Genomic DNA, 26,780 nt, shown 5'->3' on the forward strand with positions numbered 1-26,780 from the left:
ATGCTGAGGTCGCATTCTGGTGGTCGTAGACCACCTCTCGCACAAGCGACAGTGGTGATCTTTCTCTTCTGTACATTGTTGGTCACCAACGCTTGCGGCGGCGATCCCCAGATGCGACAATCCGCAATTCAAAGCCGCTCTCACCTTGATCAGGTCCTTAAACATGCTCAACAGGTTGGTGTTCGCCCCTCACTACTGGCTCCAATTCAGCAACGTGAGCAGCAGCTCAACTCATCCAGCGCTCCCTTTAATCTCTTTAGCGATCAGCCAGACAACGAATATTATCAACAGTTGAGCAAAAACTATGAGCAGTTGGCAAAACAGGTTACAGAGATCATTCATGATAGCACAGTACAATCATATGCACAGGTACGAACAGACCTTCTAGATCTTCAGAACGCCCTCCAGGAAAGTCACCAACAGCATCTCCCGATTCAAAGCTTTGTACCATTGGCGAAACAGATACAGTCTCAATTCCCACAAGCGACTCAGCCAAAGGAATATCAGGCCCTTTCTCAGCAGGTTGAGAATATGCTGCAAGCACTCCATCTGCTCCCATCTACACAGCAGGAGCTGGCAACGCTACAAAAGACGATTGACCTTTTGCACCTGGCTCGCTTTGATATAACAGCTCTTCGTACAAGCTATGAACAGGATCAGCAGTTATTATCTGCGGCCACCAGCGTTGATTCTTTTCAACAACTTAACGCGTTTATCGGAGCTCAATATCAACAGGCTGCCGTTGGAATGACACAGGCCTTCCCCATCGCCTCAGTGGCATTAATCACAGAGTTTCAGCAGCAGATTAAACAGCTCCAGGATTATGGTATTGATGCTTCACCTTATCAACAAAAGCTGGCTGCTGATCAATATCTAGCCGATACGGCTTCGGGAGTGCAGGACTACCAGTTATTCACCAGTCAGATTAACAGCGATCTAACTGCGTTACAAAATGACCTTCTACGCGGGCAATTACGAAAGAAACTGCAACAGTTTGAGCAGGAAGTGAATGGTTGGGGCTATAACCATGGCTACTATGATAGCTATAATAACAGCTACTATACACTCGATGCCGGTTATCAAATGCAGGGGATTGGCTCTGAACTGGATGCGGAGATTGCCAATGCCAGTACAGCGCAAGATTTCCAGTCTGCCGCAGTTGATATTAGCAATGCACTATTTAACCTGCATATGCTGGAGGCCAATGCTGCTGACTATACCCCCTATTATCAGCCACATGCCACCGATGCCCAGTTATTTGCCCATTACCAGCTTACAGGACAGGTAATCGTCGTCTCGTTAACAGAACAGGCTATGCGTATCTATCAGAACGGGAGTCTGATCAATGCATTCCTGGTGACGACAGGGCGACCCGAGCGACCATCATTGCCAGGAGTCTGGTCTGTTCTCGATCGACTCTCGCCAACAACCTTTCGTTCATCTGATCCTCCCAGTTCGCCATACTGGTATCCTCCAACACCAATCCATTATGCAATGCTTTATCATGGAGGAGGGTATTTCATTCATGATTCCTGGTGGCGCGCCAACTATGGTCCAGGCACACAATTTCCCCATGCCGATGCCACAGGGAATGAAAGCTTTGCAGGGAATGGGAGCCATGGCTGCATTAATATGTCCGTTGATCAGGCAGCCTGGGTCTATTACAATACTGGCTGGAATACCACTGTTCTGATTTATTAGTCCGAGCACCCAACAAAAAAACCGAAGCTTACAGGTAAGATTCGGCTTATTTGCGAGCCAGACTTTGTGCTGACTCAGTGGATGAGAGCTACGCCATCTTGCAGATGAGGACGCGATAAAGCTGAGAACACAAGAATCAAAATTGAAAAGCTTTGCGGCCATTGGTGTTTTTAATCGCAATGATCACAATCACACACAGCAGAATAAGAATCATTAATCCAGAAGTCACGGCAATTTGTGGAATCAGACGATTTTTGATCGTAATTGCCACAAATGCCCAGATAAGAGTAGCAACATAAACGATATCCATACGCTTTATTCCAATAAAGATAGCAATGGCTGTTGCCACAATGAGGAGAAGATTAGTCCACAGCTCTGCGCTCAGTCCCCATCCATTCCAATGCTGGTATTTCAGCACCACAGCCACATTGACGATACTGGCAACAGTAATCCAGCCCAGGTAGATACTAAAAGGAAACTGCACACACCAGCGTTCAGCTTTTGGAATCATTACCTGATGACGATCAGAATAATGATATCGAATGTAAAGCACAAGTAACGGCAGAAAGATAAAGAACATCGCCAGCAGGCTAAGTGTAATCTGCTCATTGAGCCAGATAAAGCCCCATGCAATATTTCCAACACAGCTCAACACATACCAATAGCCAATCTTGCGCAGCCGTGGATTCGCCCGCTGTCCGGGTAAAGCCTGATAGACAGCATAAACCAGCAAGCCAGAGTAGATTAATCCCCAGATAGAGAATGCGTAATCAGCCGGGGTAAGAGCGAGGGGATACTGATGCGAGACCTCTCCCACCGTCTTACCAGTACCAGTAATCTGCTCACTAAACGTACTACATACGACCGTTGCCACCGTCATGACCACAGTAATCGCTTGTCTCAACAAATCTCTATCCATCGTAGCACCCTCCAGTTGTTCGTCCCACTCTATTGTTTCAACACCACCACCTCTTAGATGCGAAAGAACAACTATTCGTATACTTCTGTGAGGCTTAGCGTCTTATTGTTTAGTTGACCTGCTCATGCTACTTTTTACCCCTGAAATAGAGCATAAAAAAATATGCAAAATGGTGAATGGAATGAGTCAAAAAGTTATTCTACACATTGAATTTCAGCGTTATCAATATTTTGATATGATGGACGCATGTGGTAATATTAAAAATCTTGCCTATAAATATAAATAATTATTGATAATTCATGCTTATTCTGGTATTATATACTTATGAAATGAAGCGAGTATGCGAAACAACACGGGATTCGCTATAAAACGACCTGGCGCTGGTTTCGCGATGGCAAAATTCAGGTCAGGCGCTTTGGAGCTCACACTCTTCTGATCGATGAGCCTGCCAGTAATCACTCAGAAGGAAATCACTCTCTCTACGCGGGTGTCTTCTTCCGAGAACAAAGCTAATCTGGATATGCAGTCGGAGCGCTTGGTGGCATCCTGTGCTGCTCGCGGTTATCAGGTAAGTCGAGTGGTCAAAGAAATTGGTTTGGACGTCAACGACAATCGCCCAAATTCCTGGCCTTTCTGGCTGATCCACGTGTGGAACTCATTGTTCAAGAATTGGAGGGGAAGATGCATCGAGTGGAGAAACATGTCATTGACCAAAGTGACCCACGCTACACACCACTAGATACTGCTTGCTTTGCCTCCAAGAATTTGTATAACGCTGCCTTATATGAAGTTCGCCAAGTCTATATCCATGAGGGAACATACCTGAACTACAACGCGATTGATCGGCTTATGCAATCTCATGAGACGTACAAAGCGCTCCCCGCCAAGGTGGCGCAACAAGTGCTTCTGCTCCTCGATCGAAATTGGACATCCTTTTTTGAAGCACTTAAAGCCCACAAAGCCGATCCCTCGAAATTTCGCCGGCGCCCCCAATTGCCCGCCTATAAGCATAAAACGACTGGTCGCAACGTGCTGATCTACACGATGCAGGCTGTTAGCCGAAGCAAACGAACGCTTGGTCAGCGCCTCATTCAGCCTTCTGGATTAGGCATCCAGATCAAAACCCAACAAGATCCCAAGATGATTGCTCAGGTGCGTGTCGTTCCCAAACACGGCTTTGTGGTGGTAGAGGTGGTCTATGAGCAAGAAGAGCAGCCGACAGCAATCAATTCTGAGTTCATCGCTGGCATTGATCCTGGTCTGAATAACGTGATCGCGCTAACTTCAAACAAACCGGACTTTGTTCCGGTCATCGTTAACGGGCGTGGTCTGAAAAGTACCAATCAATTTTACAATAAGCGGCGAGCAGCATTGCAACAGGCGCTTGGTCGCCCAGGAAACACTCGACGTATGCAGAAACTCACCATCTGGCGCAATCGGCGGATTGAACACGATCTGCATGGCATTTCGCGCTTTGTGATTGATCTGCTGGTCGCTGAGGGGATTGGCACACTTGTGATCGGTCGCAATGTCGGCTGGAAGCAGGAGATCAACCTGGGAAAACGGATCAACCAAAATTTTGTGCAACTGCCCCACGCGAAGCTCATTAACCTCCTGACCTATAAAGCCGAACACAAGGGCATTCGGGTCATTCTGACAGAGGAAGCGTACACCAGCAAAGCCAGTTTTTTGGATGATGATTCCCTCCCCACCTACCAGGAAGGCCAGAAATCTGAGCCTGTTTTCAGTGGAAAACGGATCACGCGGGGCCTGTATCAAGCCTCTGATGGCAGGCTCATCAACGCAGATTGCAACGGATCGCTCAATGTGATCCGAAAAGTAGCTCCTGATGCCTTCGGGTCGGAGGGAGTAGAGGATGGGAAGCGCAGGGTCCATCTGCCAGTAGTCCATCCCGTAAGGCTTTCATTCCCTTACAAACCCGCTCGCGTGAAAATCCCGGCACCTGTCAGGATTCACTAATCGCGACAGAACTATAATGTACTTACGGATTGCGTTTACCAATTGCCAGTCTGTTCAATTGTGATCTATCTTGTCAAGGATGGCAATGCAGTTATTCCTCCCTATGTGCAGGAGCTGCCAGATGGAACAGTCAACCATACGTTTATGTATCGATACTGTAAATTGTGGGAACTACCGAGTAAGTTATTGCTCCAGAATGGCATGGAAGGGATGCTTCCTCTGCTCCCATTAACACAAGACGGTACGAAACGTGAAACCATTGACCTGATGATTGCTGAATTGCAGCGTATCAATGAGAATGAGCTAAACTCGCTAGGTTATAGTATTGCTTCTCTTGTCTTTCAGAAGGCAAGCGATCGACAATGGCTACGGGAAAGGATGAAACCAATGTTGGGTCGGATTGAAGATTCATGGATCTTTGAAGAAGTAAAAGAACGTGCGATTGCAAAGGGTCTGGCAAAAGGATTAGAACAGGGTCTTGAGCAGGGCCGTGAACTGGGTCTTGAGCAGGGCCGTGAACTGGGTCGCCTGGAAGCGTTACAGGATTTGTTGATGCATTTTCTTCGCCTGCGATTTTCTCCTTTGAGCGCCTGGGCCGAACCAAAGATCGCAGCCGTAACGCAACCCGAGACACTCCAGACTTGTGCTGATGCCTTGTTTGGAGTACAAACTCTTGAGGAAGCTCAGCAGGTCTTGCTTGAACTTGATAAGAAGCCAACTTCTGACAGGGCTTAACAATTTCCCGTACATATCCCGTACATATAAAGAACTGGCAGGCTAATTGACAACAAAGACAGCTCCACAGACTTTGTGGAGCTGTCTCAGATTGTTCATTCAGATCGTTAATTCTGAATGGGAGTCAGACCTTTTTCGATTTCAGCACGCTGAGCTTCCAGGAATGGTGGTAAGGCCAGCGTCTCGCCGAGATGCTCGATATCCTCATCAGTAGCAAAACCAGGGCCATCAGTAGCAATCTCAAACAGGACTCCACCTGGTACGCGGAAGTAGATTGATTTAAAGTAAAAACGATCGATGACAGGAGTCACGCCCAGGCCAACCTGTGCAATACGCTCACGCCAGAGCTGATGCTCTTCAGGAGTTGGTGTGCGGAAGGCAATATGATGCACTCCACCAATTCCTAACCGACCGTTGCGGCCATTGGGACGAGCCTCCACATGAACTTCGGTGCCTGGTCCGCCCTCGCCAGTCTCAAAGACATACATCTGATGTCCCTCCTCAGCAGAAAGCTGATAGTGACGGCTCTGCCGAAAACCCAGAACGTCCGTCAATACCAGAGCCAGCGGCTCAATCTGACGCACAACAATTGTTGCAACATCCAGACCACGAATGGCAAACTCAGCAGGAATAGGGCTCTTCTTCCAGGGCTTGCTATTGGTAGGTGCATTTCCATCCTCATACAGCGCCAGGCTCATACCTTCAGGATCGGTAAATTGAATGCCCTGGCGACCAGCAAATTCGCCACGACTCTGAATGGTAACTCCGTTCTCCTCTAAATGGCGCACCCACCACTCGATAGCTTCTGGACCCGCAACCCGCATGGCGATGGTTCCAATCGTCCCGGTACCGGCACTATTGCGCCCAATGTGAGGCCAATCAAAGAAGGTCAGATCAGTGCCTGGATCTCCATCATTATCGGCATAATAGAGATGATAGGCCGAGACATCGTCCTGGTTGACGGTCTTTTTGACCAGACGCAGACCCATGACCTGTGTGTAAAAATGAATGTTCTTTGAGACGTTACCTGTGACAGCAGTCACGTGGTGTAATCCGGTTAGTTGCATGATTCTTTCTCCTCAGCACGTAATGGTGCAAATCTATTTCAGTTCAATATTAAACTATGGTTGCAAAAAAAATTATGTGAGCTCTCGATCAATTTTCCGTAACAGGCTCCGCAATTCCTGTTGCTCTTGAGCTGAAAGGGGCGCAAAGGCATCGGCAATCATTGCTTGCTGCTGTGGAAGAATCTCTTCTACCAACTGTTTTCCTTTGCTCGTAAGAAAGAGGCGCTTATTTTTACCATCGCTACGTCTTTCTAGCAGATGCTCGTGCTCTAATTTATCGACTAGATAGCAGACGTTCCCTTTGGTGACAAGCAATCGCTGTGACAGCTCATTCTGCGTTAGCCCCTCTTGCTCCATCGTCTGGACCAGGGCATCGAAATGGGCGGAACTAATGCCTAGTCGACGCAGCAGATCGCTCTCCTGGTGCGAGACTTTTGTATACACGTGGAGTAATCTAACCCACGTTGCAGTCGCTGAACGGCTCACTCCTCCTCCTTCTTCGATTGCTCTCTTCCTGAGAACAATCCCTCTTTTTTCTTCTTGATGATAGTTTAATATTAAACTGAAAATTTGTCAAGGGGTCTCTTACAAATTTTGGCATGAAGACATTTGCTTTGAGACTGTCATTGGTACAACGATAGTGTGTAGAAGAACAACGGCGTCTGAGGTATAATGGTGTAGATCGCCCGGCTCTTAATGTATTCTGACTGTATAGCCTTGCTCCGGTCTATTGACCAGCGGGCCCACTTCTGGCGGAGTCTCATTTATGCGTGTGACATCTGAAAGACAGCTTCCTCAGCGTGTGCGCAGATACGCACAGACCTATCGACTAGGAACTCCACGCATTGTGTATGAGCCATCTCATACTGGTCAGGTACATCTTTTATTTGGGCCATTGGCGCTACTGATTGGTGGCTTTATTATTGGAGCCTACTATTTTTTTTATGATGCAATCTTTAGCTGGTGGCCGGATGACCAGACGTTTCTCGTTCTGTTCATTGGAGGTGCCTGGCTCGTCATCGGACTCTGGATTCTGCTTCCGCCGCTTGTTGCACCCCATCTTAAAGTCTTTCTCTGTCCCAAAGGTCTTATCTATCTCCAACGACGGCTGGAAGTCATCCGTTGGGACCAGATTAAAGAGCTCTCAAAGGAACTGATCATTGATAAAAAAGCTCGAAGCTCACTGATCTATCAGATTGTACGCCAGGACGGAAAAGTCTTTGTCTTAACCAGTGAGCTACCTTATCTTGATCGACTGGGTGGTTTTCTCGAGCGCGAGGTGACGCGCCAGTTACTGCCAGGGATGCTCGCTAGATATACGCAGATGGATAAATTAACGTTTGGAGAGATTGTATTATCACCGGCGGGAATTGCTATTGAGCATGAGAAGCAGCTTTTACCCTGGTCAGAACTTGAAAGTCTGGAGGTCTCTGATACGACATTAAGCCTGCGTCGTCGAGGAGATGAATGGGAATGGGCAACGTTAAGTGTCTCGAAGCTACCAAATCTCGGCGTACTTCAGGGTGTGGTGGAGCAGATTCAACATACAACAGCGCTCTCTCCCAATCTACTGGCCTACAATGCTGGCTTCTCCTTTCACTTTGGAGCATTTACACTTGATAAGACAGGTGTATATATGAAGGGATTAGATGAAGTTATCCCCTGGAGTGAGATTGCAGCATTGGGAGTGGGTGAAAACGAAGTGTTTCTGCGCCGTAAGGACCAGCCTCATCAGTGGCAGACGATCCCTCTCGCAAGGATCTCCGACGTTCACACCCTTCAAGAGCTATTGGACTATCTCTGGAGCATCTTTTGATGCGATTTCCGCTTCCCTCTGTGGCTTAGCCACCTGCGGGACCACCATCAAGACCTGGACGAGTCATATTCACAGGGTCAAGAATGCGCGTAAGATCTTCTTCAGAAAGCGGCGTACGCTCACGAGCAACTTCACGCACTGTACGGCCCGTCTTATGAGCCTCTTTGGAGATGGCTGCCGCTGCATCATAACCAATCACTGGCGCAAGAGAAGTGCACATCGAGAGCCCCTGCTCCACCATCTCTGGCCCTTTAGGAGTTGCCTTCAATCCCACTATACATTGACGGCTAAAATTACGTGCAGCCTCAGCCAGGATCTTAATGGATTGCAAAAGATTATAAGCAGCAACGGGCATCATGACATTGATCTCAAAATTACCCGACTGCCCGGCAACCGTGATCGTCGTATGATTCCCCATCACCTGAGCACAGACCATACAGACCGATTCAGCAATAACTGGATTGACCTTCCCGGGCATAATCGAGCTACCAGGCTGGACGGCAGGAAGCTCAAGTTCGCCAAAGCCTGCACGTGGACCAGAACCCAGCCAGCGAATATCATTGGCAATCTTCATCAAACTGACTGCCAGTGCGTTCAGCGCGCCACTGGCCGCTACGATATTATCGAGTGTGCTCTGAGCCTGAAAATGATTGGAGGTCTCACGGACACTGATGCCAGAGAGCTTTGTGAGCTCCTGACAGACGCGAGCTGAAAATTCTGGATGCGTATTGATCCCAGTCCCAACCGCAGTCCCACCCAGAGCCAGTTCAGAGAGCTCATTCTGGGCGGTTCGTATCCTCTGCAGGCCACGCTCAATCTGTCCTACATACCCCTCAAATTCCTGTCCCAGGCGAATGGGGGTAGCATCCTGGAGATGCGTTCGACCAGTCTTGATCACAGGATAAAACTCTTGCGCCTTCTCAGACAAAGCTTTGCGTAACTCGTCAAGCGCAGGAAGAAGGTTCTCTTCAATACTTACTGCGGCAGCAAGATGGATAGCCGAGGGAATAACATCATTGGAGGACTGGCCAAAGTTTACATGATCATTCGGATGAACTGTGCGCGACCCGCGCGAACCACCAAGCAGTTCACTGGCACGATTGGCAATGACCTCATTGGCATTCATGTTGGTGGACGTGCCTGACCCGGTCTGAAAAATATCAAGGACAAAATGATCATCCAGCTTCCCGTCAATTACCTCCTGGGCCGCCTGTTTGATCGGAGTAGCCAGTTGCGAATCAATATTTGCAAGTGAAACATTCACCTCAGCCGCCGCCTGTTTAATCTGGCCTAAAGCGCGAATAAACTCTCGTGGAAAACGGAGATCGCTAATCGGAAAGTTCAACACTGCCCGCTGTGTGCTTGCTCCATAGTAAGCGGAGCCAGGGACCTGCATCTCGCCCATTGAATCGCGTTCAATTCGCGTATCTTCTGGTTTGAGCATAATTTTCTCCTCCTCTTTGAGCCTGTATATAGCAATTAGTATATCACCTGGCTCTACGCCCGTCTTATGGCTTATGAATGAGCGCTTGTAAAGTGGCTGCGGCCTCTTCTGGAGTGAGTCGTTCCAGGTCGGTACGCGGAAGCCGCTGCGGGAAGAGCGTAAAAGGGCCTGTCCAACTTCTGGCATGTGCCTCCAACCAGTCCAGAGCAGCAAACGAACTCTGACGAGATTGCTCCACAATGGGGTAGGTGCGAGCGGCCCGCTCGAAGACCTCTTGATCTTTTGTAAAGACTGTATAGTCTTCTTGTATAACAACATCTATATACAGATCAGTATAGATCATCTCTGACGCTGTATTGCTATACTCTGTGGTGGGCAGAACCACATCGCAGTAGCCACTGACAAACTTTCCCTCTTCATCATAACTAATCTGAATGGTAGACCAGGACTCTTTCCAGAAATACATCAGTGAGTGTTTCTGGGCAGTCCAGACGCCAGGCTGCCAGTTCATTGTAGTGCCAATCGGAGTCCAGATTGCAAAATAATTCTCACTCATCGGAATATGATAGCCCTGCCAACCAGCCCACTGATCTCCATCAACGAGCATCTTCCGAATCTGTACTGGCTGCAACATATTCTGGACCTCCCCGATCATACTGATTATTTTCTCTTTCCCTCAAATTATAGCTGATACATAGACATACGAACAAGAGCAGATCACAGATACTGCCTGGTCTATTATACTCTTGAATGCTGAAAGGAGCTCTTACGCCTATAAATAGTGATGATTATAATTGGTCTGATAGATCATTAGATCAATACAAAGGGGGCGAGCTAGCAGAAATGTAGTGAGAACCAAAAACCAAAAGAAGCCTGAAGGTGTGTGCCTTCAGGCTTCCACCCCCCACTACATACACCACTATCTCCCCCCGTGGTATACATGCTGAGAATATCCTCTTCACCACCATAAAAGCCCGGCCACCCTTACCACACCATCCCCATTCTCCTCACCCAACCACCACATCGAGGAAAATCCTGCGCATGAATAAGCCAGTATCACCGGATGAGTAATGACAAGCCTGACGTTGCAGCAGATGGCCGTCCACCATACCGCCCCTCCACATCCTCCAACAGGTACATGCTTTCACTACCCTATCCACCCCACCGGCACGCTCCTGCCTCTCACTTCCACTCTCCCCAATGCCCTACAACCACCTCTGCAAATCACTTCTACCCCATCCCACACCTTATCTGCATCAGGGCTTTCTCACTCTTCCGTTTACAAAAGTAACTATACCATGATGGCATGACGAAGCCATGAATTGTGTTCACTGTACAATGAATAAATATTCATCAAACGAGAAAAATGACCGCACAAGATTATTACAACATTTTCATGTCGCAAAAATTGCCTTTCCAACTGGCTTCTACCATCGACTTGCTCTTGTTCTCAGCACATAACTTTTGGTGGCTTGCCTAATGTGTGGATAATTTCTCTCTATCCTGCTCAAATTTTTCAACTGCCTGCTCTGTTTCCGGGTCTCTGATCATGTCCAGCAGGATCTGTGGCGGGATAGTGAGATCATGAGCACCATGAAGCAAGGCCTCTGCCACTTCGTTGCTAGATTTAATGCTGGCTGCCATGATTCGAGTTGAGAACTGCTGAGCCTGGTAGATCTTTGCCATCTGAGCTATACGCTCTTTTGCATCAACGCCACTTCTGATCAAACGGTTATAATAGGGTATGATAAAATCGGCTCCAATGAGCCCTGCAGTGTACGCCTGGGAAATTGTGGTGACAGCGGTAAACGCAAGCGTATGTCCCTGCACTTTTAGACGATGAGCGACCCGCACTCCTATCTCTGTCATCGGGATTTTAGGGATGATACGATCGGGAGCCAACTCTATATAGTCAAGTGCTTCCTGGTAGGCCTGCTCTTCGTCTTTGACTGAGGGTTGCATAAAGATGAGGCCGTTGCTATGCTCGAGTAGCTGTTGAGCAACTTCCCGGGCCGTGAGATGCTGCCCTTTCCGTTGAGCGTTCAAGAGAATGGTAGGGTTGGTCGTCACTCCTGCAAGAGGGAGGGTGCGCGTAACAGAGAAAATATCTTCAAGATATGCGGTATCAACATAGAGAGCCATCGAATTTGCTCCAATCTTTCTGAAGTTCGTTTGCTTAATCTGTAGAGACTGTTAACACTCTTTTCTATACGAAGGATCACACTCAAACAGAGCTGTTCTGGCTTGCTTCACATACCCATATGCTCACTGCTGTTCTCTTATACAATAACATACGGATGATAAAGGAATAGAAAGATGCTCCAATCACGCTTGCTCTCCGAGACTGTACACGTAGCGGCTAATCAGCAGTTGCTGATACTCAATTCCGCTGCCAATCCCTTTGTGCCTCAATTAGCCCAGCAGGCGAAGCGAGGACAGTTGCTTTTTGCTGAGGATAATCTAGGCGAAGTAGAGAGGGTCAAACGGGCGCTCTCCTCACAGGGACGCTTTGTTCCTTTTCATAATTATTTTGATCAGCAGCCTCCGGCCACTATAGATGTGGCAATTCTGGATCTTCTCTATCAACCCGGCAATGCCTGGATGTATTATGCAGTTCAGGTGGCTCTCTATGCTCTACGTCCCGGCGGACAGTTATATGTCGTTGGAGCTAAGGATCGCGGCATTCTATCAGTGGGGAAACGGATGCTAGAATATTTTGGCAATCTAGAGACACTCACGATCAGTAAGGGACATCGCGTGCTTTCTTCGGTAAAGGATGAGGTCCATACAATGATGCCAGAGCAGATAACCCCTCCAACCTTTGCGGGAAATCAGCTTGATGCTGGAACGCAATTGCTCCTGGAGACGCTCGAGGTGCGTCCAGATGATCAGGCATTAGATATTGGTTGTGGCGCTGGCTTGATCGGTCTAGCAATTGCACGACGTGCTCCACAGGGGATGGTGACGATGGTTGATGCCAGCCTGGCAGCGGTAGCCGCCAGCCAGCATGCAATTGAGGAGAGTGGGCTGACCAATCTCCGCGTCCTACCTGGCGATGGAGCTCAGCCTGTCCTTCCGGAGCGCTTTACACTCGTAGCGACAAATCCTCCTTTTCATCAAGGCGGCGTACAGACGACGGCTATTGCTGAACGCTTTATGCGTGAAGCCGCTCAAGTCCTTCTCCCACAGGGCCGCTTCTATCTGGTGGCCAATCGCTTCCTGAAGTATGAACCTGTCTTACAAGCTTGCTTCCGACAGGTGGATGAGGTCGCGGGCAATAGCCGTTATAAGGTTTTGCTGGCAAGAAACTAGGAGATCGAATGGGTCTAAGACTGGTTGTGGCATCCATTGGCCTATAGTAAAATTCATCAATACAGACCTCACGACAACCTCACGATGAGAAAAATGCGTTATGTTATAATCGGTTCAGAGTGGATTTCTGATATGCATAATCCATATGAGATGTTCCAGGTGCAATAGTTTCATTGGATGTCTGGTGGAGAGGGGCGATCTGGATGGAGGGGCGAAAGTCGCAGCCATTGTTGAGGCTCTGGACATTAGGTGATTTCAATCTTGCAAGGTTGATAGCTACGGATTCGCATGGGCCAGCACGTTATGAGCTGGTCAGGGCTGAGGAATGGAGAAATCGAGGGCCAGCGCTTACGCTTTTAAAGGTGTTGTTGTGTCAGGAGGGGCGGCAGGCTTCTCGGGAAGAGTTGATACGGCTCATCTGGCACAATGATGGTTCGCTCAATACGGCACATGCTCTGGACTCTGCGGCCTCTGTGCTTAGAAAGATTCTGCGCACTCCTCTTCATTCCCAGAGTTTATTACAGACTGTGCGAGGTTATGGTGAGACCAGCTTAAAGCTTTCGCCACAATCTCTGCTCTGGGTCGATGCCGATGCCTTTCTTTATCTCGCATCCTATGCGTTGAAGAGCGAGGTTCAGGGACAGAATCCACTTCCACTGTTAGAAAAAGCTTATGCCCTTATCCGTGGACCTTTTTTACGAGATGAGTTCTCACAACCAGGAATACAAAAGCGACGACGCACTATTTATGGAGCCCAACAACGTGTGATGTTTAAGCTTGTAGAGTGGTATCTACGTGCCCAATGTCCACAACGGGCGGAGGAGGTGCTCTACCATTTTTTAGAAGAACAGCCAACCAATGAGGATGCTTTGGGCCGGTTGATGCTTATTCTAGGGGAACAGGAGCGACGCCATGAAGCGCTGCTCATGTATGCTTATGCCGAAGATATCTTGCGCGAGGAGCAGAAGGAGCCTGGCCAGTATCTGCAAATGCTGGCTCGCCGCCTCCGCAGCGGAGGCACACTGTATGAAAAACAGCTACTTTATTATGTTGGGACGCCCAGGAGCTCTCTTGACGGAATTGGGCTTATGGACTGGATGTTGGAGGGGAATACTATGCATATGGATGTTTATACAATGTATGATGGTGTCTATAAATTCACGGCTGAGCTCGATACTGGTTCGTCGGTTGGTGACTGCCAGTTAACGCTCTGGTATGCAGAGCGAGAAAGGGAAAAGGTGTTTGGTGAGGGGCGGTTTCTGCGCAATTTCTATTTTGAAGAGGCTACTGAGCGCACAATTAAAACGTTCTGCAAGCAATTTGCACACGATCCACTTTTTAGACAGGAGGCTCTGAGCGAGATGGCCCCCTGGGCACAAAGGAATGCACTTTTTGAGCGAAATCTTCTCTCTATCCTGGGCGAGGAGGCGTTGTTAGAAAGTGATGGCAGTTATCAGACGAAAGCACATGAGTTTTTCCGCTGGCTCGACCAACACTGTGCAGAGATTCTGGCTCTCCCGGCGTATCAATGCCTCTATGCACTCGATTGTAGCCCCCCTCATCAATGGCAGCAGGTTGATGCAGCGCTGCAAGATGCTATCTCGCTCTTAAAACTGGTGCCCGGGATAAAGCCTCAGTTCTCCTGTCAAGGGATAAGTGGGAAGGTTCAGTATCAAGACTATACTCTGCTGACAGTATCACCACATGAGGAATACGCTTATGTGAGCTTCAGTGCTCTGGCTCCAGCCGCCCATGATGCTATTATTAATTGTCTACCTGCTTACCCACAGATTACGACTGAGAGGATTCCGTGCCGTTTCGTCCACCGCCTGGCTTTGCGTTCTCAGGGAGATAATCTTCGGTTCCGTGAAGAGCTGTTGGAGCTGGCCTATCAATTACAGAAAACTGCGGAACCAGACTGGGAGAGGCAGTTGCAGGAACGCCCGCTGGCCTCCTGGCACTATTACGGCTATCCAGTTCGTATTCCCAATATAGTTCAAGGGGTGCTCCCCTCCCGATTAGAATGGCTCTGCCAGTCAGTGCAGATTGAACATACATTACAACTACTCTTTCATCTTAATGCATGGGCGAAGGCGCGTGAACGACTCTTATACGCTGATCGACAGGGGCTCTATGAGATCAAATCTCTATTGCTGGAGAGTGCATATCGCCAGGAGATGATCCAGCCCATTCTCTATGTCGATGGATCAGGGGCCTTCACAAAAGATTTTCAGTGCGAGATAGCTGTTGAATTGGCTACAGAGCTCTTCTTTGAGCTCATCAGCGATGCCATCAAACATGACTCATTAGCTAATCAGGATAGGGAGCAATTGGCAGCCAGTCTATTTCAGCGCATTACTGGTAAGCAGGCTCGGCAGCAGAAAGATATTGAAGAGCTTGATACGTTTGTCGTCGAACGCTATCTCCATGCTTGCCTACAGGAGCTGATTGAGGAGGCACAGATCAGTCGACAGCCGATTCCGCCTCAAAAACTTGAGGCTCTGCTGTTTGATCCAACGGAGCTGCTCGGCATTGAGCATAGACGGAACATGCCAGGATGGGATGACCTGGATGAGGGCGAGCTACGGAGACTCGATCCTGAAGGCTGGAGCCTGATCACATTTCAATATAGTAGTCCAGATGCTCACTATAGCTTCCATCTCCCACTCAGAAGAGCAGCGACCTTTCTTCCAGGTGATCTGCTTGAACGGTTGCGCAGTCAACCGGGGCAGAGCCGAGAATATGGTAGCTACTATGGCCATGAGATTACGGAGAGCGAGAGCCAGCGCTTCCCTTTGAAACAGTTACTCTATGAGCTCTCTATCGATATTACGCATCTCTGCCCACATCAACTGGTCGATAAAAATGAGTATATCTCGCAACGCAATAATTGGCGCAGCTATGATCAGTCAATGATGGACTATGAGGATGATGATGAGGAGGAAGATAGCTATGAAATACTGCCACTATCAAAACAGAGAAGACAATCCTATCCAACAATCAGCTGTCCACTCTGTTACGATGCCGTCAAAGAACCCGGTCGAACCAGATTAACGCATTGGCAGACGCAACATCCCAATCAAGATCTGACCATTGGGCAGGTTGCCTGGATCTTTGGCAAGAATAAAGAGCAGCTCAAACAAGCAAACTTTGCTTTACCACCCGACTATCGCTTAAACGAGAAGAAGCAATCAGCAAACCTGGGGACACGCTACTGGCATATAGACACACTTGTGACGGCTATTGAGCAAGCACAAGAAGAGCCCTGAAGACCTCTGCGGACCGCCCTTATAGTGGTGGTTGCTTTATAACGAAAACACACGGGGGCTGAGATCTCCGTTATGAAGCAACTACTGCAATGACTACATTGACTACAATCTGGGGTTTGGGAGTGAATCAGTTTGTTTGTAACACCAGTGCTGTACCATTCACATCTAGCGTGAGAGTTGACTGAGGATTGCTGCCAATATCAGTTGTGTCGGCAATCCCCGTTGGGCTAACGATGCCCGGAATGTTGGAGCTAACGGCATCCAGGATACCAGTCAGTTTCAGGTGTAGTGCAGCATCCTTCTTCAGGGATACGTCAAGTGTTCCACCATTGGAGCTAAATGTTGGCAAAGAGCCAGCATCAAAACCACCCAGGAAGACGATGGAACCACCATTATTTTCGATCAGGCTCTTCCCCGTCAGGGTAGTCTGGATCAGATTAATGGGCCCACCATTGCAGTCCAGATTCATTTGTCCGCTGACACCAAACACATCAATCTCTGAGGCGTTGATCTTGAGATTGATGGAAGAGGGAACGGTCATATCCAGATCACAGCCATTAATAATCATGGTATTGCTATCTAAAGCATGATGAGAGGAGACAAACATACTCCCCAGGCCCTGCAAGATGACTTGATTTGTCGAGCTATTCGGATGAATATGGACATAGCCATCACATTCATCAATATAGAGCGTCGTGCCTGGATCAACGGTAATAACGTTGCCAGTCTGCCATTTATAGAAGAAGAAGCTACCTGCTCCGATCAGGAGGAGCAGAAAAAGCCATCTGCCCCAACGAAAACGTCGGCGCCGGTAGGGGGTCATAAAGCTATTCATATATGTTACGCTCCCGTCTGAGTAGAGATCGTGATATTGCCAGTGTTGTCTTTAAATGTTACCTGGGCTTCTGGATCAGTGCCAACATTGAGATGGGCCTCTTTACCCTGTACGTTCACGCCAGGATCTGTGGAGCTATTGGTGCCAGTGTTGTTGAATACATTGAGATGAAAGGAGTTCTGTTTCGAAAGGGTCGCATCGATGGAACCAGTATTGCTTTCAAAAGAATAGATGCCAGAAGAGCCTATTGAGCCCTGGAAGACGATCGAGCCCGTGTTATTGTAGATCGTCGCCGCGCCATTGAGGGCCGAATCTTTGATTGTTAGCAGGCCTGTATTATCGGCGATTAACGATGCTCCACTGAGATGACAATGAGTAAGGGTAATTGATCCACTATTACTGCTCAGGTTGAGATGACCGGTGAGACCTGTGACATCGATTCTGGCCGCATTGGTATCAACGTTGAGGTCGCTGTTGGCTGGCATGGCGATGTCCAGGATCGAGTCTGTCACTGGATCTCCATTGAGAATAATAATGCTGTGATCACTGTTCTGTTGAAAGCCGTCGATTCCCATCGACCAGGGCAAGTGAATGGGGTTCTGACTGATCTTCTGGACAACGATCTTCTGGGGATCACTGCCAACATGGATACGGATGAGGGGCAGGTCAATCTTTTCATACCTGGAACTATTTACAATCAAGAGAGGTTGAGCACTGGTAGAAATGGTGGTTGGACCAATTGACCAGCCAGGGATAAAGGGCAACAATGTGAGGACTGGTATCCCAACGATGAGTAGAAGCAGCAGAATGCAGCCAATATTGAGGCGTCTACGCCTGAATCTTCTCTCAGGCACAAAGCCATAGCGAGACGAAGCCTGTCGATAAGGATCTGTAAAGCTCATAATCAATCCTTTGAATAGAGAACAATAGCACAGTTTAAACGTCCACAGGCGTGAAATGTTGGGGGTCTCTATCCTTCTGAAATACTTAATGAGGTAGATGCCAGATAACGCAGACCTTATAGAACAATGGTTAGGGGTTCTTGCGGCTCTTTTTGTAGCTGTAAAAGGGGAGAGAGAGGAGGATGAGACAGCTAATCACGGAGATGGTGCTGTAGATAATAAAAATAGTGGTGGCAACGAGCGAGGTCTGCCGTTGCAGCCACATGTCTGTATAGCTGGCAAAGGCGGTACTCAGAAGAATGGCAAAGAGGATGGCACTATTAAACAGGGCTCGTTGGGGTCGGGCTCGCAACAAGAATAATCCAACCAGCAGACCTGCAAGGGCAACACGTAGATCCCAGGGCCAGCCAAAGCTCTGTCCAGAATAGACGACATAATCTCCCAATAGCGTCCCAACGCCACCGGAGAGCAGGCCCGACCAGGGCCCCCACTTTGCACCGCAGAAAAGGGCAATGCTTAAAGTGACCATGTCCAGGAGCAGAAAGATGCTGATCCGAAAGGGGACAATCCCAACGTACAGGGTATACCAGGTCGGGAAATGGGTACGATCCAGCCAGACGGTAATAGTTGCACACAGAAGAGCAGCCACCAGGGTAGCAAAGATCTGGCGAGGGGTAAAGTTCCAGAAAGAGGTCTGAGGTTTGAGCACTACCGCGCGAGCTCGCTGAACGCCCTGCATAATACGAACTGGCTGATGTGGAGCATTGCGATGCCTCCAGCCAGCAAATCTACTCCGAACACGTCGGGCAGAGCGCCTGACATCCGGGACGTGGAGCAGATGCGCGGCGGGCTGGCGCATTGCCTGAGCTTGAGAGCGCGTTGATCTTGCCGTTGCGGGCCTGGTAGGGGAGGCTGGAGAGGCAGGGCTGGGGCCCGTTAAGCGGATGGGAGTGGTAGAGTTCTGGGAGGACTCACGCAAAATGCGTTGCAACTCCTGTCTGACAATAAGCATACTGGCAGGTCGTTTCTGATCATCAACCTCGACCATTCTCAGTAACAGAGCCTCCAGATCGGCAGGCACACGGACCCTGTGTGATGCCAGAGGTGAGAAACGGAAGGGCGAATCGGCAGGATTCCAGCCCGAGAGCAGTTGATAGAGAATCGCACCCAGACTATAGATATCCGAGCGGGGTGTAGTCTGAGAACGCCCATACTGCTCAGGGGCAGCATACCCCGCTGATCCGAAGGCCATCGTATCCTGCGCCTGACCAGGCTTAAAGTGGCGCGCAATGCCAAAGTCAATGAGATAGATCTCGCCCTGAGGGGATCGAATAATATTTGAAGGCTTCAGATCTCGGAAGATAATCGGAGGCCTCTGCTCATGCAGATATTCCAGAACAGTACAGAGTGTAATACCAATACGCAGCGCTTCTACCAGTGGGAGCTTGCCGCCCTTCTTCGCCAGATAGTCAGAAAGCGTCTGGCCCGGGATAAAGTTCATCACCAGATACCAGCGACCAGACTCCGTAAAATAATCATGGATACTTGGAAGATTGGGATGTTGAAGTTTTGCCAGGAGATGAGCCTCCTGCTTAAAATTATCGGCGGCGCGGGCCAGCTCCTGTGGCGAAAGATTCTGCTCGCTCATCTCTTTGACGGCAACGAGGCGATTCCCCAATTGAAGATCCTCAGCCTCATAGACCGCACCCATTCCACCTTTGCCAATTGTGCGTAGAATACGGTAGCGCTGCTTCAACAACAACTGCTGCGGCAGAAGTCCTGTTGGATAGTGAGCAGAAGCAGGCTGAGAGCTCGTCAGGGGAGCACCACAAGAGAAACAGGTTCTACTACCAGGTTGATTGCCTGCCCCACAATTATCGCAAAAGATCAGAGAAGCCATACGCATAGTTGTTCCTTCAAAGCATCAAACAGTCCAAAGAGAAAAGCCATCAGAGCGCGCCTTCCCCTATATAACACGAACGAAATCATGAGACTGATCTAAAAAGAGCGCGCAAATTTCGCCCTCGCAGACAAGAAACGATCGACCATCTGCCAGTAGAGGGTCGATCGTTTCTTGTCTGCGAAGAAGCTATGCTTACACGTCCAGGTTTGCCAGTTTAGCGTGGCTCTCGATGAAGCGTTTGCGGGGCATCACATCGTCGCCCATCAGCATACTGAAGGTCTTATCAGCCTCAATGGCCTCCTCGACATTCACCTTAAGGATCGTGCGGCGAGCGGGGTCCATCGTCGTCTCCCACAGAGTCTCCGGATTCATCTCACCCAGACCTTTGTAGCGGCCAATCTCCGGCTCTTTCCCATTATGGGTCGAGCGATATTCGGAGACAATCGCATCGCGCTCCTCCATAGTATAGACATAGTGGACCTGCTTCCCAACCTTAATGTGGTAGAGAGGCGGCTGAGCAATAAACAGATGTCCATCATGGATCAGCTCGGGCATATGGCGGAAGAAGAAAGTCAGCAGCAGCGTACGAATATGGGCACCATCAACGTCAGCGTCGCACATAATCAGAATGCGACCATAGCGCAGCTTGGTCATATTAAAATGCTCATCGATACCGGCCCCAAGAGCAGTGATAATATTCTTTACCTCTTCGCTCTTCAGCACCTTATCCAGACCAACGCGCTCGACATTAAGAATCTTACCGCGCAACGGCAGGATCGCCTGGAAGTGGCGATCGCGACCCTGCTTGGCCGAACCACCTGCGGAATCACCCTCTACCAGATAGAGCTCACAGCGGTCTGCCCGGCGCTCGCTACAATCAGCCAGTTTACCAGGAAGCGTTGTATCCAGAGCATTTTTACGCTGAATCAGATCGCGAGCTGCACGAGCCGCCTCGCGAGCACGAGCAGACGTCAGACATTTATCGATAATAACCTTTGCCTCGCCAGGAGTCTCCTCGAGATACTGAGTCAGCAGATCAGTCGTAATCGACTCAACAATGGGACGAACCTCAGCATTATTCAGCTTCGACTTCGTCTGAGCCTCAAACTGAGGATTAGGGATCTTCACACTCAGAACAACCGTCAGACCCTGGCGCACATCATCGCCCGACAGATTGCCATCCTTCTCCTTCAGAATATTGGCTTTACGAGCATACTCATTAAGCGTACGTGTCAAAGCGCTGCGAAACCCTGTAATGTGCATACCGCCATCAACAGTATTAATGCCATTCGCAAACGAGAACTCAGTGCTTGACCAGCTATCATTATATTGCAGAGCCAGTTCGACCTTCACCTTATCGATCTCACGCACCACACTGACCGGGCGAGATTGCAAGACATTGCGATTCTTATTCAAATAGCGTACAAAAGATGTCAGGCCGCCCTCAAAATAGAAGGTAGCCTCGCGATCACTGCGCTCATCGATCAGAGTAATCGTCAGACCACGATTTAAGTAGGCCATCTCACGGAAGCGTTGAGCCAGTGCCTCAAAGCTATAATCGCGCGTCTCCATCACCGTAAGATCAGGAAGAAACGTCGTCGTCGTGCCCGAACCCTCAACCGCTCCCATCTCCGTCAGCTTCGTCACAGGGACACCTTTTTCATAGCGCTGACGATAGAGCTTCCCCTCTTTAGCCACATCGACCTGACACCACTCTGAGAGAGCATTCACAACCGAGACACCGACCCCATGCAGACCACTACTGATCTGATACCCACCACCACCAAACTTACCACCTGCATGCAGAACCGTCATCACCACCTCAAGGGTAGACATCCCTGGACGCTGATGGTGCTCATCGACCGGAATACCACGACCATTGTCAGAGATCGTCACAGAAGCATCTGGATGGATAACCACCTTCACCGTATCAGCATACCCGGCCATCACCTCATCGATACTATTATCCACAACCTCCTGGATCAGATGATGGAGGCCCCGCTGATCAGTCGCACCAATATACATGCCCGGGCGTACCCGTACAGCTTCTAAGCCCTCGAGAATCTGAATATTCTGTCCGCTATAGCCATTCGTGTTTCCAGGTCCATTACTATTACCGTTCATCTTCCCCTCTTCAATTCCCCCAGGCTGTTTATTGTCTGTGAGTAGAGCATCAGTATAGTCATCAGGAAGTTGCTCCGACATCATAGATTCTCTCGTCTTCGCCATTCAAACACTCCAATATGGGTACTCTGCCACGTAGGCATGGAGCTACAACATTCAGGACAAGCGTCACTGCATACACACACGTTGTTCAACGCGGAGCTCTGACTGAGCACGACCTATCCCTCATTCCGCTTCGGCCATCACACCACACACATAGAGCACAGGCCAGGAAGTCGAACGGGGTCATATCTTCTTGCTCTCATTACTTTGTCTTGTACAGGTATACGCCTGATAAAGTATCCCGCACGCTGTACATCCAATAGGGGAACATATGTGGTTGGAAACATATGCCAGGAAGTAGTGCTTAGCGGGCCAGTTCTCTGTCTTCACATTCTTTTTACACAACCAAAAAGTGGCTAGTCTGCCAATTCTGGTCCTGATTCGCCACATCATTATAGCACATTTTATGCTATCCTCAAAGTAGATAGGTTGAACGGACAACCGCAATGGACAGAAAAAGAAAAAGGTGAAAAGAAAAGGCAGAGGTGCCGAAATTGGCACCTCTGCATCTCTCACCATGGGTAGGAGCGCTCTGCCTGTACATGAAGAAGCCGGATTATAGTCACAGAAGAGACAGCCTGTAAGTGGGCACAATTGAGAACCGTCTCATGGCATCCTGCTTTGTAAGTGAGAGCGGGGGATAAGGCTAAAAACGATTTCCGCTCAACGGCATACTTGGATTACCTGGCATAGGACCATTGGGCTGCATACCTGGAGGTAGACCCTGTTGCATACCCTGGGGCATTCCTTGCATAGGTCCAATTCCTGGCATACTGGGTGGCATTGATGTACTGGCGACATTCGTAGAGCAGTAAGGGCAGAACATCCAGCGTAGCTCGAGCAAGCGCTCGCACTTGGGGCAGGAGCGTTTCAACTTCTGGCCGCAGGATGGGCAGACCTGGAAATCACCCTCAACGCGAGCATGGCAATTATTGCAGGTCTGGCGCTCAGTCATCTCAGCCAGCAGGGACTCCTCTTCCAACTGACGCTCGTAGATCTCGGCCAGAGTCTGGCGCGGACGGAGAATCAGATAGATGAACAATCCCCCAATGGGAAAGAGAGCAACCAGAATAGTTGCCAGCACCTGAGATAAGAAATCTTGCGTGCGAGAGCGAATATCGCGGAAAGCCCAGATAACCAGGCTCAGACAGAAAATAACAAAAAAAGCCACCGTACACCCAATCAGGGGTCCGACCATGTTCGTAAATTTATCTAATGGATTGGCTGTCGACGCAGGTTGCGTCGCATTGATCGCTAATAAAACTAATGAATTTCCGCTCACAGGACCAACGCCCCTTTCAGATTCGAAGATTAGCTACATCATTACAAAGCACAACAGATTGTGCCCACTCTGTTTTTAGATTACATTACACTGCAATTAAAACGATTCACAAGCTCCTCTGATGACAGACTAGGACTATGTGCTCTGTAAACCCTTAACCACTATCATCGACAAGTTACTATACAATCAGCAGGCAACCAATAATAAAGATTTTTACCTATGTAATTTAGTGTAATTTCGCAAGGCTACCTACAAAGATGAACAGGGTAGTTATGCAAAGACCATTCTTTCAAAGACCATTTTATAGCGCGTCTATTTTTCTTATCTTCCGTTCATCGAGTCATTGTCTTTTTATACGAGAGCTCTCACTAGCAAGTTTGCCATATCTCTAGTAGTACGTGCAACCCCTGAACGGAGCCTCATTTTATGGCTAAGGCACAGCTTTATTTCATTCAACAGGAGCTAGATAACTTTTTCTACAAGTAAAAGGCGTGCTAGAGATCTTTTTTGAGCTTAAAGAGAAAGAATTTCACGGCCTTTGCAAGGGATTTTTCATTCTGGAACGAAAATGCGCCGCATCAATCTTCCTCTCTCTCTAATTTGTACAGCAAAGTCGAAACGGGACTTTTTTCTTATTCTGTAGCAGCTTTTAAGGTGCTATTATAGTTTGTAACTAGTTGTATGTCGATGCTTCACATTGCGATGAGGCAGTTCTACTTGATAAAGCGATTGAGATGAGACATGATCCGACTCGCCAATTACTCATTTCAGCTTCGTTATCTTATTATACTGAGCGAGCAGAAAGATAGAGACATGCAAACGTTGTTTTTTACTGGTAAAACTCTATACAAATGCCAGAGGCAGTGCTATAATAAGGTGAACAAGGCTTAGAACAAAAGTTCTAATTCATAGAAAACATCTGCTCTCGATAGCGTCTACTTAAGAGTGTCTCAATAGACAGCGTCTGCTCTCGATAGAGTCTACTTAAGAGCGTCTCAATAAAGGAGGACCCCAATGGCGAGCGGTAGCTATGCCAAGAAGTCAATGTCTCAACAGCCAATTGAGGTGGACACGTACGTTCCGCGTCGCCGCACCCGTCTCCTCCCAGAAACTACGATTGAGGAAGAAGAAGAGGAACCAGAAGCTCTCCAGCTAAGCACCGTTATTGCCAGGACGATGCAGAAGACGAACGAACTTTCACTGACCGTTCGTTCGAAAATGGTGGTAGATGAGTACGAGCCACATCCATTAAAACGGCATCTTCCCTGGCTCAAACCACTCATTATCTGCGGTGTGATCAGTGTCGTTTTCATTGTGATTCTGATCTCAGCGGCAGCGCTACAACGTCCAGGAGGAACGACGCTAAGCTATGGACAGGGTGGTAATGTCTATACAGTTGATTCATCCAGCTGGCGCGTCAACCAGCCTCTGGCCCCCAAGGTCACGCTCCCCCCTTCAACAGGCCCATATTCAGTTCTGATCGCACCAACTATCACAGCAGATACAATTAACAAAGTGCTGGCAACCTATAATTCTCCTGCTGCTGGCAAAGGACAGGCACTTTATGATCTGGGAGTGAAGTATCAGATTGATCCGACCTTTGCGCTGGCTTTCTTTTTGCATGAGAGCAAATTTGGAACTCAGGGCGAGGCCCGCTCCAGCCTCTCGCTCGGCAATCTTCGCTGCATCGATGGAGCCGTGTGCCGCGATGGCTATGCCTGGTTTCCCACCTGGGAAGCTGGCTTCGAAGCCTGGTACCAGCTCATTCGTAATCTGTATGTTGCCGGTTGGGGTCGTACAACCGTCGATCAGATTATTCCCAAATATGCTCCCGCCGCCGATCATAACGATGAACAGGCTTATATCAATAGTGTAAAACATGCTATCGATGTCTGGCGCAATGGTGGCATTGTGGTATAGCGATCATCCCCTGAGACAGAAGAGCCCACAGAAGATTTTTTCTGTGGGCTCTTCTGTCTCAGGGTCGCGGAATCAATCCTTGCTCTAAGGCTTTGCTCAAGGCTTCGGTTCGGCCTGAGACCTCTAACTTCTGATAGATATTGGCAAGATGGAAGTTTACGGTGCGCTCGCTGACAAACAGGCGAGCTGCAATCTCTTTATTGCGTAATCCACGTGCCAGAAGTTGCAGAACCTCTAACTCCCGGTTGGTCAGGGTCTCATAGCGGCCCTGCCGTCCCAGACGGGAGATAAGCCGACCGGCCATCTGAGGCTGAAGCTGTAACTCTCCACGTGCGACTGCATGCACGGCCCGAACAAGTTCATCTGGCTCGATATCCTTGAGGACATAGCCATCTGCCCCCGCCCTGAGGGCCTCGTAGAGATACTCTTCACGATCCTGTACAGCCAGAAGCAGGACGCGCGTCCCCAGGTTGAGTTGCTTGATCTGACGCAGAGCCTCCAATGTCTGACCCGCGGGCAAGAGCGCATCCATGAGAACAACCTGTGGGCCCAGTTCTAATGTCTCACTCACCGCTTGCAAACCATCGGCGGCCACTCCCACGATCTCCAGACCAGGGTAGGAGGAGAGGAGCCTCTGAAGTCCTGCACGAACAACGGACTGTGATTCGACAATCAAAAGCCGAACATTCTCTCGCATTGCTGGCACAAGATGCGAGGGCGCGGCTTCCACGATAGCTACAGGCTCCTGTGCTCGCTCTTGAAATGAACAGAGATAGGGCATACGGACCTGAACACGCGTCCCCTGCTCACCAGTTGCCCGAATCTCCAGGCTCCCTCCCAGATGTTCTAACCGATAACGCAGGTCGGTAATGATAGAGGGGAGGGCCAGCTCTTCTCGCTTCCCTTCACTCTGGACAAAAGGAAGCACCTGTGTTCCCTCACTCTCGCCCTCGATAGAATGCTGACCAAGCAAAGGATTAAGTCCATCATCTTCAAGGCTCATGAGAATCTCATCGGCTCCATACTGTAAGGTCAGGCGAATACGGCGCGCGCCTGCATGTTGCTCCACCTGTACTAATGTTTCACGTGAAACAGCAAAGAGCAACCTCTCTATAACCTTCGCAATCGTCTTTCCTTCGGGCTGACCATGTTCATCAGCTCCCGAGATTGCCACGCGACTGGCAAGGTTGAGCCGTTCGGCACTCTCTTCCACCAGACGCGAAAGAGCTTCTGAGAGGGCAACGCCCTCAAGCTCGTCTGGCAGAAGATCAGCACAGGAGATACGGACCGAGGTCAGCGCGGCACGTGTCATCTCCTGTAAACTCCGCAGACCTTCGCGAAGATTGTCCTCGCGATCACCCTGACCAATAGGAGCGTCAAGCTGCACCTGCAAAGCATTCATCTCAATTAACATCGAACTCAATATCTGCAAAAGCTGTTCAGATGACCCCATAGATAGCTCCATTCCA

At 49.1% G+C, this 26,780-nt stretch carries 19 protein-coding genes; 7 read left to right on the forward strand and 12 right to left on the reverse strand.

What is annotated here, in order from left to right; all coding sequences use genetic code 11:
* Window positions 1-1,701: a L,D-transpeptidase gene (locus tag EL628_RS02545; protein ID WP_126578232.1), complete on the forward strand. Its 1,701-nt coding sequence runs from the start codon at window positions 1-3 to the stop codon at window positions 1,699-1,701.
* Between the two features lie 136 nt (window positions 1,702-1,837).
* On the opposite strand, the gene EL628_RS02550 is transcribed toward EL628_RS02545, so the two are convergent.
* Window positions 1,838-2,620, reverse strand: a complete 783-nt coding sequence (locus EL628_RS02550) for a TspO-related membrane protein (protein ID WP_126578233.1) — start codon at window positions 2,618-2,620, stop codon at window positions 1,838-1,840.
* Between the two features lie 681 nt (window positions 2,621-3,301).
* Between EL628_RS02550 and EL628_RS02560 the strand changes: the two genes are divergently transcribed.
* Both EL628_RS02560 and EL628_RS02565 read left to right on the forward strand, forming a co-directional pair.
* Window positions 3,302-4,600: an RNA-guided endonuclease InsQ/TnpB family protein gene (locus EL628_RS02560; RefSeq protein ID WP_126581850.1), complete on the forward strand. Its 1,299-nt coding sequence runs from the start codon at window positions 3,302-3,304 to the stop codon at window positions 4,598-4,600.
* A 42-nt stretch (window positions 4,601-4,642) separates the two neighbouring features.
* A complete protein-coding gene (locus tag EL628_RS02565; RefSeq protein ID WP_126578234.1) occupies window positions 4,643-5,335 on the forward strand; it encodes an RpnC/YadD family protein in 693 nt (230 codons plus the stop codon).
* Between the two features lie 107 nt (window positions 5,336-5,442).
* Here EL628_RS02565 and EL628_RS02570 read toward each other — a convergent pair whose 3' ends face one another.
* Together EL628_RS02570 and EL628_RS02575 are read right to left on the reverse strand one after the other, a co-directional pair.
* Window positions 5,443-6,402 (reverse strand): ring-cleaving dioxygenase, encoded by a 960-nt coding sequence (locus tag EL628_RS02570; RefSeq protein ID WP_126578235.1) that lies wholly within the window; start codon window positions 6,400-6,402, stop codon window positions 5,443-5,445.
* A 72-nt stretch (window positions 6,403-6,474) separates the two neighbouring features.
* Window positions 6,475-6,888, reverse strand: a complete 414-nt coding sequence (locus EL628_RS02575; protein WP_126578236.1) for a MarR family winged helix-turn-helix transcriptional regulator — start codon at window positions 6,886-6,888, stop codon at window positions 6,475-6,477.
* Between the two features lie 280 nt (window positions 6,889-7,168).
* Between EL628_RS02575 and EL628_RS02580 the strand changes: the two genes are divergently transcribed.
* On the forward strand, window positions 7,169-8,218 hold the full coding sequence (locus EL628_RS02580) for a DUF6585 family protein (RefSeq protein WP_126578237.1): 1,050 nt from the start codon (window positions 7,169-7,171) through the stop codon (window positions 8,216-8,218).
* Between the two features lie 25 nt (window positions 8,219-8,243).
* Here EL628_RS02580 and EL628_RS02585 read toward each other — a convergent pair whose 3' ends face one another.
* The 3 genes from EL628_RS02585 to EL628_RS02595 form a co-directional block, all read right to left on the reverse strand.
* Window positions 8,244-9,662: a class II fumarate hydratase gene (locus tag EL628_RS02585; protein ID WP_126578238.1), complete on the reverse strand. Its 1,419-nt coding sequence runs from the start codon at window positions 9,660-9,662 to the stop codon at window positions 8,244-8,246.
* Window positions 9,663-9,726: 64 nt separating this feature from the next.
* Window positions 9,727-10,296: a ribonuclease FAU-1 family protein gene (locus tag EL628_RS02590; protein ID WP_161975224.1), complete on the reverse strand. Its 570-nt coding sequence runs from the start codon at window positions 10,294-10,296 to the stop codon at window positions 9,727-9,729.
* An 842-nt stretch (window positions 10,297-11,138) separates the two neighbouring features.
* The gene (locus EL628_RS02595; protein ID WP_126578240.1) at window positions 11,139-11,804 is read right to left on the reverse strand and encodes a transaldolase family protein; all 666 of its coding nucleotides are present in this window, start codon (window positions 11,802-11,804) and stop codon (window positions 11,139-11,141) included.
* A 174-nt stretch (window positions 11,805-11,978) separates the two neighbouring features.
* Between EL628_RS02595 and EL628_RS02600 the strand changes: the two genes are divergently transcribed.
* Both EL628_RS02600 and EL628_RS02605 read left to right on the forward strand, forming a co-directional pair.
* On the forward strand, window positions 11,979-12,974 hold the full coding sequence (locus EL628_RS02600) for a class I SAM-dependent methyltransferase (RefSeq protein ID WP_126578241.1): 996 nt from the start codon (window positions 11,979-11,981) through the stop codon (window positions 12,972-12,974).
* 203 nt (window positions 12,975-13,177) lie between these two features.
* A complete protein-coding gene (locus EL628_RS02605; RefSeq protein ID WP_126578242.1) occupies window positions 13,178-16,243 on the forward strand; it encodes an AfsR/SARP family transcriptional regulator in 3,066 nt (1,021 codons plus the stop codon).
* A gap of 127 nt (window positions 16,244-16,370) precedes the next feature.
* Here the strand turns inward: EL628_RS02605 and EL628_RS02610 are convergent, their stop codons facing one another.
* The 5 genes from EL628_RS02610 to EL628_RS02630 form a co-directional block, all read right to left on the reverse strand.
* Window positions 16,371-17,078 carry a hypothetical protein gene (locus EL628_RS02610; protein WP_126578243.1) on the reverse strand — a complete coding sequence of 236 codons (708 nt, stop codon included), beginning with the start codon at window positions 17,076-17,078 and terminating at the stop codon, window positions 16,371-16,373.
* A gap of 5 nt (window positions 17,079-17,083) precedes the next feature.
* Window positions 17,084-17,980 (reverse strand): DUF4097 family beta strand repeat-containing protein, encoded by an 897-nt coding sequence (locus tag EL628_RS02615; RefSeq protein ID WP_126578244.1) that lies wholly within the window; start codon window positions 17,978-17,980, stop codon window positions 17,084-17,086.
* A 130-nt stretch (window positions 17,981-18,110) separates the two neighbouring features.
* Window positions 18,111-19,886 (reverse strand): serine/threonine-protein kinase, encoded by a 1,776-nt coding sequence (locus EL628_RS02620; protein ID WP_126578245.1) that lies wholly within the window; start codon window positions 19,884-19,886, stop codon window positions 18,111-18,113.
* A gap of 189 nt (window positions 19,887-20,075) precedes the next feature.
* The gene (gene gyrB / locus EL628_RS02625; protein ID WP_126581851.1) at window positions 20,076-22,007 is read right to left on the reverse strand and encodes a DNA topoisomerase (ATP-hydrolyzing) subunit B; all 1,932 of its coding nucleotides are present in this window, start codon (window positions 22,005-22,007) and stop codon (window positions 20,076-20,078) included.
* 748 nt (window positions 22,008-22,755) lie between these two features.
* A complete protein-coding gene (locus tag EL628_RS02630; protein WP_126578246.1) occupies window positions 22,756-23,391 on the reverse strand; it encodes a double zinc ribbon domain-containing protein in 636 nt (211 codons plus the stop codon).
* Window positions 23,392-24,405: 1,014 nt separating this feature from the next.
* Here EL628_RS02630 and EL628_RS02635 point away from each other — a divergent pair.
* Window positions 24,406-25,311, forward strand: a complete 906-nt coding sequence (locus EL628_RS02635; protein ID WP_126578247.1) for a glucosaminidase domain-containing protein — start codon at window positions 24,406-24,408, stop codon at window positions 25,309-25,311.
* Between the two features lie 58 nt (window positions 25,312-25,369).
* Here EL628_RS02635 and EL628_RS02640 read toward each other — a convergent pair whose 3' ends face one another.
* The gene (locus tag EL628_RS02640) at window positions 25,370-26,764 is read right to left on the reverse strand and encodes a helix-turn-helix transcriptional regulator (protein ID WP_161975225.1); all 1,395 of its coding nucleotides are present in this window, start codon (window positions 26,762-26,764) and stop codon (window positions 25,370-25,372) included.
* Between the last annotated feature and the right edge of the window lie 16 nt (window positions 26,765-26,780).

Origin of the sequence: Tengunoibacter tsumagoiensis (assembly GCF_003967535.1) — a bacterium.
In the GTDB taxonomy this organism is placed as follows: Bacteria; Chloroflexota; Ktedonobacteria; order Ktedonobacterales; family Ktedonobacteraceae; genus Tengunoibacter; species Tengunoibacter tsumagoiensis.